This is a genomic window from Pseudomonas sp. RIT411, assembly GCF_003057735.2.
Taxonomy (GTDB): Bacteria; Pseudomonadota; Gammaproteobacteria; order Pseudomonadales; family Pseudomonadaceae; genus Chryseomonas; species Chryseomonas oryzihabitans.
The window spans coordinates 143,131-156,375 of sequence record NZ_QBIZ02000001.1 but is presented as its reverse complement, the minus strand read 5'-3'; the positions used below and the strand labels follow the sequence as shown (position 1 = coordinate 156,375).

The window sequence follows — 13,245 nt, the reverse complement described above, 5'->3', positions numbered from 1 at the left end:
GTGGGTAAAGCTGACCGATAGGTCAACATTTGCCCGGGTGAGTGGCGCCCCTCTGTCGTTTTTGAGCAAGAGGGGCAGGAAAGGCTGCGCCGTCCTGGCGCACTCGGTACGTCGGCGCCCATGGATGGTGCAAAAGCAGCCGCTCTAGCGAGCTCTTCTGCGGAATATTTATGCGGGGGCTTCAAGCCGCCCAAGGCAGTGCCGATATAAAGGCAGACGATTACGGCCTGGCCGCCTGCCGTCAGCACCCTCGTACAACCCGTTGCAACAGGTCGCTATCGTGCCTACCCAACTCAATCGTGTCGCCCGTCAGGCCTCCCTCGGCTTCTTCGCCCTGGTCACCCTCATCTTCGCCCTGGCGGGCTGGATGCTGTTCGACCTGTGCGCGCGCATCGACGAGCAGCAACGCCACCACAGCGAGGCGGACGCCCAGCGCGCGCTGGAAACGCGGGTGGACAAACTGGGTCGGGTGCTGACCGATTATTCCTTCTGGCTGGAGGCCTATGCGCGGACCAATAAGAAGGTCGACGTCAACTGGGCCTACGAGGAGGACAATGTGGGGCCGTCCCTCTACAGCGGCTACGGGGTGAACGGCGCCTTCATCCTGGCACCCAATGGCGTGACCCGCTATGCCGTGGTTGGCGGCGGCCGCAGCAAGATGCAACTGGACACCTGGCTCGGCGACGACCAGACGGCGCTGCTGGCGCAGGCGCGGGAACGCTCGCTCAAGGATGGCTATGCCCAGGGCTATTTCCTGATCGATGGCCAGCCGGCCAGCGTGCTGGCCGCGGTCATCCGCCCGGATGCGACCTACCAGGACTTCAAGCGGCTGTCCTATATGGTGTTCGTCGACATCCTCACGCCGGACAAGCTGGCCCAGCTCGGGCACGCCTTCGAATTGCCCGGGCTGACCGCGGAGCCCGGGGACCTGCCCGCCCTGGCGGAGCGGCCGACCCTGGTGGTGAGGTCCGATCCGGGTATCGCGGTGACCTTCCACTGGCTGGTGCATGGCATGGGGCATCGCCTGCTGACGCAATTCGTGCCGCTGCTGGCGACCATGTGTGGCCTGGCGCTGCTGCTGGTCTGGTACCTGCGCCGGCGGATCGCCCTGGCGGCGCGGCAGACCGGCGTGGCCGAAGATGCCCTGAGGCACAGCGAGCAGCGCTTTCGTACCGTTTCCGAGGCCTCGTCCGACTGGATCTGGGAGAGCGACGCCGAACAGCGACTGGTCTATCTCTCGGAGCGCTTCGTGGCCGTCACCGGCTTCAGCCGCGAAGACTGGCTGGGGCGTCCGCTGCACGAGTTGCTGGGCTACCCGCCGAGCCAGGTCGAGGAGGTGGCCCGGACGCCGCTGGCGGCCGGCCGCACCCGCCGTCCGCTGCCCTGCGAGATGCGCGATGCCCAGGCCAAGCTCAGGTACTGCCAGCTCTCGGCGCAGCCCATCATCAGCGGCGGCCTGCTGGCCGGCTTTCGCGGCACCGTATGCGACGTGACCGAGGAGATCGAGGCCAAGGCCCGCATCGAGCACATCAGCCGGCACGACGCCCTGACCGGACTGGCCAATCGTCATCAGCTGCACCGCTACCTGGCGCAGCGCTTCGCCGAGGGCGTCAGTGCCAGTCAGCCGCTGCATCTGCTGGCCCTCGACCTGGACCGCTTCAAGCCGGTCAACGATTCCCTCGGCCATGGGGCGGGCGATCAGGTGCTCTGCCAGGTCGCTCGCGAATTGCGCGCCAGCGTCCGGGAGGGCGATCTGGTCGCGCGCATCGGCGGCGATGAATTCCTGATCGCGGTGAACGGCTGCCTGAGTGCCGAGCAGGTGAGCCTGATGTGCAACCGGATGCTGGAGGGCATCGGCCGGACCATGCGCATCGACGAGCACGACATCAATATTGGCGCGAGCATCGGCATCGCCCAGGCGCCCCAGGATGGCCATGGCGCCGAGGATCTGCTGCGCTATGCGGACATCGCCCTGTACGAAGCCAAGGCCGCCGGGCGCAATACCCTGAGGTTCTACGAGCCCACCATGAACCAGCGCATCCTCGAGCGGCGCCAACTGGAGACCGAGTTGCGCCTGGGATTGCAGCGGCTGGAATTCGAGCTGGATTTCCAGCCGCGATTCGACGCCAGCAGCCAGCGCCTGCTGGGCGCCGAGGCGCTGGTGCGCTGGAACCATCCCGCGCGCGGTCGCCTGGCACCGGCCGAATTCATCGGGGTGGCGGAGGAGACCGGACTGATCCTCGGCCTGAGCGACTGGGTGCTGCAGGAAGCCTGCAGCCAGGCGGTGGTCTGGGAGCCGGAGCTGATCGTGTCCATCAACCTGTCGCCGCTGGAGTTCCAGCGTGACGATCTGGTCGCGCGGGTGCGCAAGGTGCTCGACCGCACCGGCATCGATCCGGCGCGGGTCGAGCTGGAGCTGACCGAGAACGTCCTGCTGGACGACGCCGCGGGCGCCCTGGAGTTGATGAAGAAGCTCAAGGCGCTGGGGGTGCGGCTGTCCATGGACGACTTCGGTACCGGCTATTCTTCGCTGAGCTATCTGCGCACCTATCCCTTCGATTGCCTGAAGATCGATCGCAGCTTCGTCTCCAACATCGAGGTAAGCGAGAGCAACGCGGCCATCGTCGAGGCCATCGTCAGCATGGGGCGGGCGCTGTCGCTCACGGTGGTGGCCGAGGGCATCGAGACCGCCGGCCAACTGGCGCGCATCGCCGATCTCAGGTGCGACCAGGCCCAGGGCTTCCATCTGCAGCGACCGCTGTCCCAGGCGCGGTTCGCCGCCTTGCGGCAGGACCAGGCACGGCCGCGGGAAGCGTCCAACGACGCCAGTCGCACCCTGGTCGCCACCAGGCACTAGGCACTAGGAGCACCCAGGGCCGCACCCAGCAGCAGCGCGGCGAACAGCAGAAAGAGTCCGCCGGCCGCCCGGTTCAGGCGCGCGAGGGTGGAACCCGCGGTCAGGCGGGTACTCAAGGCTGCTGCGGCCCCGGCGTAGCTGCAGTGAATGAGGAGGCTCAACAGGCAGAAGCTCGCCACCAGCAGCACCAGCTGCGGCAGCACCGGGCGGTCCGCCTGGATGAAGGGCGGAAACAGCGCCAGAAAGAAGATGATCAGCTTGGGATTGGTGAGGGACACCAGCAGCCCTTGCCGGAGGCGTCTGGCGACGCCGATCGCCGGCCGGGTCGTGCCGGTCCGCTGGCCTGGAAGCGAGTCCTGGCGCAGGCGACTCAGACCCAACCAGCCCAGATAGAGCGCGCCAAGCAATTGCAGCCCCTGCAGCGCCCGTGGCGAACTGCTCACCAGGGCGCCGAGCGCGGTGCTGGACAGAATGGCTACCAGGAGGATGCCCAGCACCACACCGAGGATGCCTGGCAGGGCGCCGCGCCACTGCAGCAGCAGGGCGTTGTTGACCGTGAGCAGCACGCCCGGACCGGGACTGGCAATGGTGAGGCCGCACAGCAGCAGGTAGAGGGCAAAGGTATCCATGGCGTTTCCAGGCGGTCTGGTGGCCGGTCCTGCGCTGCCGGCGACCAGTCGCTGACAGCGGCGCCCAGTCTGGCGACAGGGCGCGCCGGCAGCGCCATCCAGAGGGGCGGTTTTTCCACCGTACAGCGGCCGGCGCGGGGCTCAGGCCACCTGGAAGCGCCCCACCAGTGACTGCTGGGCGTCGGCCAGGCGGGCCAGTTCGCGACTGGTGACCGCGGTCTGCTCGGCACCGGCGCTGACCTGGATGACCAGCTCATGGATGTCGCTGACGTTGCGGCTGATGTCTTCGGCGACCTGGCTCTGCTGCTCGGCGGCCGAGGCCACCTGGATATTGCGATCGTTGATCAGGGTCACGCCCTCGGCGATCTCGCTGAGCAATTCGCCGGCGCGGAGCATGTTGCCGGCGCCGGTCTGCACCTGGCCGAGGGTCTCCTGCATGGCCTGGGCGGCGCGGTCGGTGCCGCTCTGCAGGCGGCTGATCATCAGCTGGATGCTGCCGGTGGATTGCTGGGTCTTTTGCGCCAGGGAGCGTACCTCGTCGGCCACCACGGCAAAGCCGCGACCGGCCTCACCGGCGCGCGCCGCCTCGATGGCCGCATTCAGCGCCAGGAGATTGGTCTGCCCGGCAATGCCATTGATCACGTCCAGCACCAGGGAGATGGCGTCGCTCTCCTGCTTGAGTTCGGCGATGATCTGCGCGGTGCGCTCGGCCTGCACCGACAGCCCCTGCACTAGGCCGATGGTGGCCTGCAATTCGTGGCGACCCTGGCGGGCGCTGGCCTCGACCTGCCGCGAGCCCTCGGCGGCTTCGCTGGTGCTGCGGGCGACATCCTTGACCGTGGCGCTCATCTCGGCGATGGCGGTGGCCATCTGATCGGTGCCCAGGCGTTGCTGGGTCACGTTTTCGCTGGTCTGGATGGCGACCGCCGAGGCTTCTTCGGCGGCGGTGGTGACCTGCTGGGTGGCCGCGCCGATCTCCTGGATGACCTGGCCGAGTTCCTGGCTCATCAGATTGAGGTTGCCGGTGATGGTGCCGAATTCGTCCCGGCCCTGGTAGACGCAACGGGCGCTGAGGTCGCGGGTCGCCAGGCGGGTGAGGGTGCCGTTGACCTGTTCGACCGCCTGCCTGATGTTGCGGATGACCAGCCACGCCAGCACCGAAACGGCCACCAGCAGCACCAGCATCAGGCCGAGGGTGGTCCAGAGATCGCGGCTGGCGCCGGCGCGTAGCTGTTCGGTGATGGCGATGATGCTGGCGCCCAGCTCCGTTTCCAGGGTGCCCAGCTGATCGATGCGCTGGGTGGCCAGGTCGAACCAGGTGTCCGGCTGCACATTCAGCGGTCTACCCGGCGTCGTGTAGAGCGCGCGCCGCTGCAACTGCGCCAGCTCCAGGGCACCGGGCTGCTTGAGGAGGTTCTCGAATCGCTGGACGACCTCGGGCGCGGACCTCTTCCTGAAGGCGTCGGCGTAGGCGGTGAATTCGCCGAGATTGCGTGCGATCTGCACCAGTAGCGGCAATTCCAGCCGATTCCTGCTGAAGGCTATCCCCAGCAGCGCGCGCTCGCGGCCGGCTCTTTCCTTCATCTCGACGAACAGATTCAGGGCATTCAGGGCGCGCTTGATCGCCGGATCCTCGACTTCGGCTTCGAGCTTGCTGTTGTAGCCGATCAACGCCTGGATCATCTCGGTATAGGCGGCACTGGATTGGGTACCGCTGATCGTCAGGCCGTCCACGGTGGTGCGCACCCCGGGCAGGCCGTCGAGGAGCTTCAGCACGGGTTGCAGGGCGGTATCGTCGCTGGCCACCCGGGCGCGCAAGACGCCTTGGGCCTGGTCGCTGTCCTGGCGATAGGTTCGCAGGTCGTCACGCACGGCCGTGCCGCCACTGCTGAGAAAGGCGCCGCTGGCGCCCCGTTCGCGTTGCAGGTAGGTGATCAGGGTGCTGACGTCTTGCGCCGTGGCGCTGGCGGTCACGGTGTGATCGAGATTCTCCAGCGTCTGGTAGCGCTCCTTGAGGAAGAGACCGCAAATCAGCAGAAAGCCGGTCAGGGGCAGGAGCAGGATCAGCAGCAGCTTGGTACTCAGGGCGGCGTTCTTCAGCATCGGTCAGTCCTTCTATAGATGACCCTCGCGCTTGCTGGGACGCGAGGGATCGGTTCCATGAGAGGTCACCGCGCAGGCATCGCCGGAAAGGATTCCGCTGCGCAAAGCCTGACTGTTGCTTGCGGAAATACCCGGGTAGCGGATGCGCGCGCATGACCGGCTGTAATGTCTGCAAGTAGCGTGCTAGAGCGGTTCGTGGGTGTTGCTTGCCGATTCCCTGCGTCGTCTGGAACCGCGGAGTCGCCACCGGGGCTGAAGGGCGATGGCGGCAAAGGCCTGCGGTGGAAGGATCAAGCCGGGGCACACGGTAGAACTCGGTACAGAGCACTGACGTCCGGGTTGGGGGCAGGCTGGGCAGTGCCGAAGGGCGACCAAGCCCAACGACAGGGCAACGCGGGGAGGCGGGAGAGAACAGCGAGAAGCGGGAAGGCGGGGTTGCAGCGGATGGCCAGCGAGGGGGAACCCGAGCTGTCCCCCTCGCTGGCCATCGAATGCCTGGTTAGGGTCAGGCCACCCGGAAGCGGCCGACCAGCGCCTGCTGCTGTTCGGCGAGGCGCGCCAGTTCGCGACTGGTGACCGCGGTCTGCTCGGCACCGGCGCTGACCTGGATCACCAGGTCGTTGATGTCGTTGACGTTGCGACTGATCTCTTCGGCGACCTGGCTCTGCTGTTCGGCGGCCGAGGCGACCTGGATGGTACGGTCGTTGATCAGGGTCACGCCCTCGGCGATCTCGCCCAGCAGCTCGCCGGCGCGAACCACATTGCTGGCGCCGGTCTGCACCTGGCTCAGGGTTTCCTGCATGGCCTGGGTGGCGCGGTCGGAGCCGGTCTGCAGATTATTGATCATCTGCTGGATGCTGCCGGTGGATTGCTGGGTCTTTTGCGCCAGGGAGCGCACCTCGTCGGCCACCACGGCGAAGCCACGCCCGGCCTCACCGGCGCGAGCGGCTTCGATGGCGGCGTTGAGCGCCAGCAGATTGGTCTGTTCGGCGATGCCGCGGATCACGTCCAGCACCGAGGAGATGGCATCGCTCTCGTGCTTGAGTTCGGCGATGATGTCCGAGGTCCGTTCGGCCTGCACCGACAGCCCCTGCACCAGGCCGATGGTGGCCTGCAATTCGCGACGACCCTGGCTGGTGTTGCCCTCGACCTGGCGCGAGCCCTCGGCGGCTTCGGTGGTGCTGCGGGCGACGTCCTTGACCGTCGCGCTCATCTCGGCGATGGCGGTGGCCACCTGATCGGTGCCCAGGCGCTGCTGGGCGACGTTCTGGCTGGTCTGGATGGCGACCGCCGAAGCCTCCTCGGCAGCGGTGGCGACCTGGACGGTGGCCGCGCCGATCTCCTGGATCACCTGGCCCAGCTCCTGGCTCATCTGGTTGAGGTTGCCGGTGATGGTGCCGAACTCGTCCTTGCCCTGATAGGCGCAACGGGCGGTGAGGTCACGGGTGGCCAGGCGGGTGAGGGTGCCATTGACCTGTTCGACCGCCTGCTTGATGTTGCGGATGATCACCCAGGCCAGCGCCGAGACGGCCACCAGCACCAGCAGCACCAGGCCCAGGGTGATCCAGAGATCGCGACTGGCAGCGGCGCGGGCCTGCTCGGCCTGGGCGCCGACGCTGGCGCCGAGGTCCGCCTCCACCTTGCCCATCAGGTCGATGCGCTGGGTGGCCAGGTTGAACCAGTCCTCCGGCTTGACGCCCAGGGCATCGCCAAGGGGAACGGTAAAGGCCAGTTGCTGCAGGCGGCTGACTTCCTGGGCGCTGGGTTGCTTGAAGGTGTCGTCGAGCTGGCGGATGAACTCGGGCGTGGCCTTGCGCTGGAAGGCGTCGGCATAGGCGGAGAATTCGCCCAGGTTGCGGGCGAAGCGCGACAGCAGGCTGGCGTCGAAGCGATTCTGGTTGAAGGCCAGACCCAGGAGCACCCGCTCGCGACCGGCGCGTTCCTTCATCTCGACGAACAGATTGAGGGCGCCCAGGGCGCGCAGGATGGCCGGATCGTCGACCCCGGCTTCCAGCGAATGGGTATAGCCGATCAGCGTCTTGATCAGGTCGGTGTAGGCCGCACCGGACTGGGTGCTGTTGAGCGCCAGGCCGTCGACTTTGGTGCGCAGCTCCGGCAGACCGTCCAGGGCACGCAGCAGGGCCTGGATGTTTGCATCGCTACCGCTGGCGAGGGTCTTGAGTTCGCCATGGGCGTTGTCGCTGTCCTGGCGGAAGGTCTTCAGCTTGTCCTGCATCGACTTGCCGCCGCTGCCGAGAAAGACGCCGCTGGCGCCGCGTTCGCGCTGCAGGCTAGTGATCACGGCGCTGATGCGCTGCGCCGTGGCACTGGCGGTGACCGTGTGCTCCATGTCCTTGAAGGTTTCGTAGCGGTCGGCGGTGTAGAGGCCCGAGATCACCAGGAAGCCAGCCAGCGGCAGCAGCAGGATCAGCAGGAGCTTGGTACTTAGGGGGGCATTCCTGAGCATGGTGGACTTCTCTGAGGCGGTCAGCAGGGGCGCCGGCGGCAAAGCGATCAGCCGCCCTGGGCGAGGTCGATTGCGGTTATGTCGGCACCCCGGGACGAACCTTTATAGTCAGGTTAATCAGTGGTGCGAGTGAGGGTGCGCCAGGCTGTATGTCAGGCGGTACGCCGGGTGGTGCGTGCTGCGCCCGGGGAGGCCGGGCGCTAGGGTCGGACATCGATCAGCCCAGCTGCGCCCTGAAGAGCAGGGCGTAGCCGAGCACCAGCAGCGGCCAGCCCACCGCCGGCCCGAACAGCAGGCGCCAGAGCCACAGGCGCGGCACGAAGCCGACGCCGTGGACCAGTCCGGCGGACACGCCCAGCATCACCGCCATCAGCAGCGGATGGCTGTAGTGGCCGCTGGCGTCGAGCATCAGCCCGGGGTGGATCAGCAGCAGCAGGGCCAGGGGCGCCGCCAGCAGCAGGGACAGCGTCCGCCCCAGCGGGTGGACGCGGGGCAGGGCTTCAGCATTCGGCGTCGTCATGGACGTCCAGCTCCCGGGTGCTTTCCAGCCAGAGGGCGTTGATGATGCCGAAGCTCGCGGCGAGCAGGACACCGAGGATCCAGGTGAAGTACCACATGGCGTGTCTCCTTGAGAGGCTGATCAGTAGAGGCCGTGGGGGTTGGCGTCGATGAAGCGGTCATCGACCTTGCCCCACATGCGGACGTAGCTCCACAGGGTGTAGGCGAGGATGAGCGGCACGAAGAGGGCCGCGGCGACGAACATGATGCCCAGCGTCTTGTGGCTGGAGACGGCGTCCCAGACGGTCAGGCTGGAGGCCGGATCCAGACTCGACGGCAGCACGAAGGGAAACAGCGCGCAGCCGGCGGTGGCGAGGGTGCCGACGATGGCCAGGGCCGTGCCGGTAAAGGCCAGACCGGCCTGGCGCCAGCTGCTGCCCAGCAGCGCGAGGACGCTGCCGAGTACAGCCACGACCGGGGCGATCAGGGTCAGCGGTTGGGCATGGTAGTTGGCCAGCCAGCCCGGGTTGCCGGCCGCGACCACCTTGTGCAGCGGATTCAGGGCGGTGCCCGGATCGCCCTGGCTGATCAGCACGTAGCCGTCGATGCCATGGGCCAGCCAGACGCCGGCGAGGCCGAAGGTGGCGAGATGCAGCAGGGCGCACAGGCCGGTGGCGCGGCGGGCGCGCTCGCCCAGGGCCTGGTGGGTGCGCAGCATCAGCCAGCTGCCGCCATGGGCGCAGAGCATGGCCAGGCTGACCCCGCCGCAGAGCAGCGCGAAGGGGTTGAGCAGAGCGAAGAAGCTGCCGCTGTAGGTGGATCTGAGGGTGTCGTCGAGCTGGAAGGGCACGCCCTGGAAGAGATTGCCGAAGGCCACGCCGAACACCAGCGCCGGAACCAGGCTGCCGGTGAACAGGCCCCAGTCCCAGGCGCTGCGCCAGCGGGTGTTGTCCAGTTTGCTGCGGTAGTCGAAGCCCACCGGGCGCAGGAACAGGGCGAAGAGCACCAGCAGCAGCGCCCAGTAGAGTCCGGAGAAGGCGGTGGCATAGACCATCGGCCAGGCGGCGAAGAGGGCGCCGCCGGCGGTGATGAACCACACCTGGTTGCCGTCCCAGTGCGGGGCGATGCTGTTGATGGCGGCGCGGCGTTCCTTGTCGGTCTTGCCGATCAGGGGCATGAGGATCATGGCCCCCATGTCGAATCCGTCGGTGAGGGCAAAGCCGATCAGCAGCACGCCGATCAGCACCCACCAGATGAGCTTGAGGACTTCATAGTCGAACATGGCGGTCTCCTCAGACGTTGGCCGGGGCAGCGGGCTTGGCCACCGCAGCCTGGCGCAGGGCGTCGCCGACCTGGGCGGCGCGTTCATGGAAGTAGCGGCCGGTATGCAGGCTGCTCGGGCCGAGGCGGGCGAAGCGGATCATCAGGTACAGCTCCACGATCAGCAGCAGGGTGTAGAAGGTGACCAGGGCGCCGATGGAACCCCAGAGGTCGGCTGGGGCCAGGGTCGAGGCCGACAGGTGGGTGGGCAGCACCTCGCTGATGGTCCAGGGCTGGCGACCATGCTCGGCGACCCACCAGCCGGTCTGGGTGGCGATCCAGGGCAGGGGCAGGCTGAACAGCGCCCACTTCAGCAGCCAGGGCTTCCTGAGTTCGTTGCGCCGGGTCGAGGCCCAGAAGGCGCAGATGAACAGGGCCAGCATCAGCACGCCGCTGGCGACCATGATGCGGAAGGTCCAGAACACGCTCGCCACGTTGGGGATGGTGTCCAGGGCGGCCTTGCGCACCTGCTCGTCGGAGGCGGCAGGCAGATCCTTGGTGTATTTCTTGAGCAGCAGGCCATAGCCCAGGTCATGCTTGCGGGCGTCGAAGGCGGCGCGGGTAGCGGCGGAGTCGTCGCCGGCGCGCAGGCGCTCCAGCAGGGCATAGGCCTGGGCGCCGCTGCGGATGCGTTCTTCGTAGTGCTTGACCAGATCCTTGATGCCGGTGACCTGCTCGGTGGTGGAGCGGGTGGCGATCAGGCCCATCACATAGGGGATCTTTACCGCGTAGTCGGTGCGCATCTCCTGCTGGTTGGGGATCCCGAACAGGGTGAAGGAGGCAGGGGCTGCCTCGGTGTTCCACTCGGCTTCGATGGCGGCCAGCTTGACCTTCTGTACCTCGCCCACGCGATAGCCGGATTCGTCGCCCAGCACGATCACCGAGATGACTGCGGCCATGCCGAAGGCGGCGGCCACGGCGAAGGAACGCCGGGCGAAGCCGATGTCGCGGCCCTTGAGCAGGTAGTAGCTGGAGATCGCCAGGACGAAGATGGCGCCGGTGACATAACCCGAGGCCACGGTGTGGACGAACTTCACCTGGGCCACGGGGTTGAGCAGCAGAGCGCCGAAGTCGACCAGCTCCATGCGCATGGTGACGTAGTTGAATTCGGCACCGACCGGATTCTGCATCCAGCCGTTGGCCACCAGGATCCACAGCGCGGAGAGATTTGAGCCCAGGGCCACCAGCCAGGTCACCAGCAGGTGCTGCCCTTTCGACAGCCGCTCCCAGCCAAAGAAGAACAGCCCGATCAGCGTCGATTCGAGGAAGAAGGCCATCAGGCCCTCGATGGCCAGGGGCGCGCCAAAGATGTCGCCGACATAGTGGGAGTAGTAGGCCCAGTTGGTACCGAACTGGAACTCCATGGTCAGGCCGGTGGTGACGCCCAGGGCGAAGTTGATGCCGAACAGCTTGCCCCAGAACTGGGTCATGTCCTTGTAGACCTGTTTGCCGGTCATCACATAGACCGACTCCATGATCCCCAGGATCACCACCAGCCCCAGGGTCAGGGGCACGAAGATGAAGTGATACAGCGCGGTCATGCCGAATTGCAGGCGTGACAGGTCCACGACGGATTCCGAGATCATCCCGGCAATCTCCTCAAGCGAAGGGAAGGGGTACTAGTCCAGCAGGTGGGCGCTGACCGCCTGGGTGGCGTCGGGCGGCACCGTGGGGGCGCTGAACCAGAGGCTCTTGATCGCCATGAGCAGCGCCAGCTTGATCAGCAGGATGATCAGCAGTTCCTTGACCAGGCGTCCGTTCATGGCGACCTCGCGAGCCGTGGCGCCGCTCCAGGACGGAGTGGCGGCTGCATGCAGGATGCGCCTGCTGGCCCTGGGCAAAACTGATCCAGATCAATTGGCCAGTGGCCATCGCCTGGGTCAGGTTGTCGCAGTCGTTCAGGTCGGGTTCAGAGGGGTTAAGACAGCGTTAAGACGCCTGGGCGCAAGGTGGAACCGTGACTGACGCCGGCCCGCTGCCGCGGCGACGCCAGCCCCCGTGTTCAAGACAGGAGGATCCACCATGAACGTCTTCAACAAGATGGCCGCTCTCGCCCTGCTCAGCACCGCCAGCTACACCGCCATGGCTGCCGAGATCAATGAAAGACGCGCCCAGGCCGCACTGCAGCCCAAGTCGGCCCAGTCCGAGGTCGTCGCGGTGCAGACGCAGGCACCGGCACGCTGGGACCAGGTGCTCGATCCCCAGGCCTATGGCCAGGCGTCGGTGCGCTATCAGGCAAGGGTCGTGGATCCGGCGCTGCTGCGGACCGTGAACGTCGGCTAGCGCCGCGGCGGGCCGGGCGGACCCCGGCCCCCGTTCGCATGCTATGTTGCATCCCTCGAGACGTGCGTAGGGGGACGCCAATGCAGCCGGTCACAGCCATAGCCGCGGGACTCGGGCCGATCCGCTGGGAGGCGCATGCCTGCCTGCCCCTGGTGCCGGGGCAGGACATGTCCGGCTTGCATCGCTATCGCGACGCCGGCTTCCATCATGTGTCGATCAACGTCGGCATGGACATGACGCCTTTCGCGATGGTGGTGCAAACCCTCGCGGATTTCCGCGCCTGGCTGGCGCGGCATGAGGCGCACTTCCGTCTGGTCGGCACGGTGGCCGACATCCACCGGGCGCGTGAGCAAGGCAAGCTGGCCGTGTCCTTCGATCTCGAAGGCTCGACCATGCTGCTCGACGACCCGGCGATGGTCGGGCTCTATGCCAGTCTCGGGGTGCGCCAGATGCTGCTCGCCTACAACCGCGACAACAGCTGCGCCGGGGGTTGCCATGGCGCGGGGGGCGGTCTGACGGCGCTGGGTCGCGAGATGGTGGCGGCCGGCAATGCGGCGGGCATCACCCTCGACTGTGCCCATTCCAGCGAGCGTGCCAGCCTGGAGATCATGGCGGTGTCGACGCGGCCGGTGGTCTTTTCCCACACCAACATCAAGGCGCTCCACGAGCATCCGCGGACGGTGAGCGATCGCCAGATCCGCGCCTGCGCCGACCAGGATGGGGTGATCGGCTTGACCGGGCTAGGCATCTTTCTGGGTGATCCCGCGGCTTCGGTGGCCAGCTTTGTCCGCCAGATCGACTACCTGGCGGAGCGGGTCGGGACTCGCCATATCGGCATCGGGCTGGATACCGAATTGTGCCCGGCCGACCATGACCTGCCCGCTGGCGTCGACGCCGAGGACTGGTGGCCCGCACGTCACTATGGACAGCCGCATGGTCATACCCAGCTGCAACCCGAGGCGCTACCTGAACTGATACGCCAACTGGTGGGACGGGGCTACACCGCCGCCGACATCGACGCCATCCTGGGCGGGAATTTCCTGCGCATCGCGAGCCAGACCTGGCCGTCTGCGGCTGCCTGAGTCCAG

The 13,245-nt window shown here is 67.0% G+C and carries 11 protein-coding genes; 3 read left to right on the top strand and 8 right to left on the bottom strand.

Features of this window, described 5'->3' with window-relative positions; genetic code table 11:
* Window positions 1-280: 280 nt before the first annotated feature.
* Window positions 281-2,857: an EAL domain-containing protein gene (locus tag DBY63_RS00745; RefSeq protein WP_256594329.1), complete on the top strand. Its 2,577-nt coding sequence runs from the start codon at window positions 281-283 to the stop codon at window positions 2,855-2,857.
* On the opposite strand, the gene DBY63_RS00740 is transcribed toward DBY63_RS00745, so the two are convergent.
* From DBY63_RS00740 to cydP, 8 genes are all read right to left on the bottom strand, one after another.
* The gene (locus tag DBY63_RS00740; protein ID WP_074583044.1) at window positions 2,854-3,486 is read right to left on the bottom strand and encodes a LysE family translocator; all 633 of its coding nucleotides are present in this window, start codon (window positions 3,484-3,486) and stop codon (window positions 2,854-2,856) included. The genes DBY63_RS00745 and DBY63_RS00740 overlap by 4 nt on opposite strands.
* 141 nt (window positions 3,487-3,627) lie before the next feature.
* Window positions 3,628-5,589, bottom strand: coding sequence for a methyl-accepting chemotaxis protein (locus DBY63_RS00735; RefSeq protein WP_108581041.1), 1,962 nt, complete (start codon window positions 5,587-5,589; stop codon window positions 3,628-3,630).
* A gap of 505 nt (window positions 5,590-6,094) precedes the next feature.
* A complete protein-coding gene (locus DBY63_RS00730) occupies window positions 6,095-8,056 on the bottom strand; it encodes a methyl-accepting chemotaxis protein (protein ID WP_042133528.1) in 1,962 nt (653 codons plus the stop codon).
* A gap of 217 nt (window positions 8,057-8,273) precedes the next feature.
* The gene (locus tag DBY63_RS00725) at window positions 8,274-8,576 is read right to left on the bottom strand and encodes a cyd operon YbgE family protein (protein WP_074583040.1); all 303 of its coding nucleotides are present in this window, start codon (window positions 8,574-8,576) and stop codon (window positions 8,274-8,276) included.
* On the bottom strand, window positions 8,557-8,673 hold the full coding sequence (gene cydX, locus DBY63_RS00720; protein ID WP_007158843.1) for a cytochrome bd-I oxidase subunit CydX: 117 nt from the start codon (window positions 8,671-8,673) through the stop codon (window positions 8,557-8,559). Before cydX ends, DBY63_RS00725 begins: the two co-directional genes overlap by 20 nt.
* A gap of 23 nt (window positions 8,674-8,696) precedes the next feature.
* Entirely contained in the window at window positions 8,697-9,836 is a 1,140-nt protein-coding gene (gene cydB, locus DBY63_RS00715; RefSeq protein WP_027599768.1) for a cytochrome d ubiquinol oxidase subunit II, read from the bottom strand.
* A gap of 10 nt (window positions 9,837-9,846) precedes the next feature.
* Window positions 9,847-11,460, bottom strand: coding sequence for a cytochrome ubiquinol oxidase subunit I (locus tag DBY63_RS00710; RefSeq protein WP_108581040.1), 1,614 nt, complete (start codon window positions 11,458-11,460; stop codon window positions 9,847-9,849).
* 33 nt (window positions 11,461-11,493) lie between these two features.
* A complete protein-coding gene (gene cydP, locus DBY63_RS24940; protein ID WP_007158840.1) occupies window positions 11,494-11,637 on the bottom strand; it encodes a cytochrome oxidase putative small subunit CydP in 144 nt (47 codons plus the stop codon).
* A 259-nt stretch (window positions 11,638-11,896) separates the two neighbouring features.
* Here cydP and DBY63_RS00705 point away from each other — a divergent pair, with 259 nt between their 5' ends.
* Window positions 11,897-12,157 carry a hypothetical protein gene (locus DBY63_RS00705; RefSeq protein WP_108581039.1) on the top strand — a complete coding sequence of 87 codons (261 nt, stop codon included), beginning with the start codon at window positions 11,897-11,899 and terminating at the stop codon, window positions 12,155-12,157.
* Between the two features lie 80 nt (window positions 12,158-12,237).
* Complete coding sequence (locus tag DBY63_RS00700) at window positions 12,238-13,239, top strand: membrane dipeptidase (RefSeq protein WP_108581038.1); 1,002 nt, start codon at window positions 12,238-12,240, stop codon at window positions 13,237-13,239.
* The last annotated feature ends 6 nt before the right edge of the window (window positions 13,240-13,245 follow it).

Coding starts and splice junctions, on each gene's coding strand:
- DBY63_RS00725 (WP_074583040.1), bottom strand. CDS start 8,576: ATGACGACGCCGAATGCTGAAGCCCTGCCCCGCGTCCACCCGCTGGGG.
- DBY63_RS00730 (WP_042133528.1), bottom strand. CDS start 8,056: ATGCTCAGGAATGCCCCCCTAAGTACCAAGCTCCTGCTGATCCTGCTG.
- DBY63_RS00735 (WP_108581041.1), bottom strand. CDS start 5,589: ATGCTGAAGAACGCCGCCCTGAGTACCAAGCTGCTGCTGATCCTGCTC.
- DBY63_RS00740 (WP_074583044.1), bottom strand. CDS start 3,486: ATGGATACCTTTGCCCTCTACCTGCTGCTGTGCGGCCTCACCATTGCC.
- cydB (WP_027599768.1), bottom strand. CDS start 9,836: ATGTTCGACTATGAAGTCCTCAAGCTCATCTGGTGGGTGCTGATCGGC.
- DBY63_RS00705 (WP_108581039.1), top strand. CDS start 11,897: ATGAACGTCTTCAACAAGATGGCCGCTCTCGCCCTGCTCAGCACCGCC.
- DBY63_RS00710 (WP_108581040.1), bottom strand. CDS start 11,460: ATGATCTCGGAATCCGTCGTGGACCTGTCACGCCTGCAATTCGGCATG.
- cydP (WP_007158840.1), bottom strand. CDS start 11,637: ATGAACGGACGCCTGGTCAAGGAACTGCTGATCATCCTGCTGATCAAG.
- DBY63_RS00700 (WP_108581038.1), top strand. CDS start 12,238: ATGCAGCCGGTCACAGCCATAGCCGCGGGACTCGGGCCGATCCGCTGG.
- cydX (WP_007158843.1), bottom strand. CDS start 8,673: ATGTGGTACTTCACCTGGATCCTCGGTGTCCTGCTCGCCGCGAGCTTC.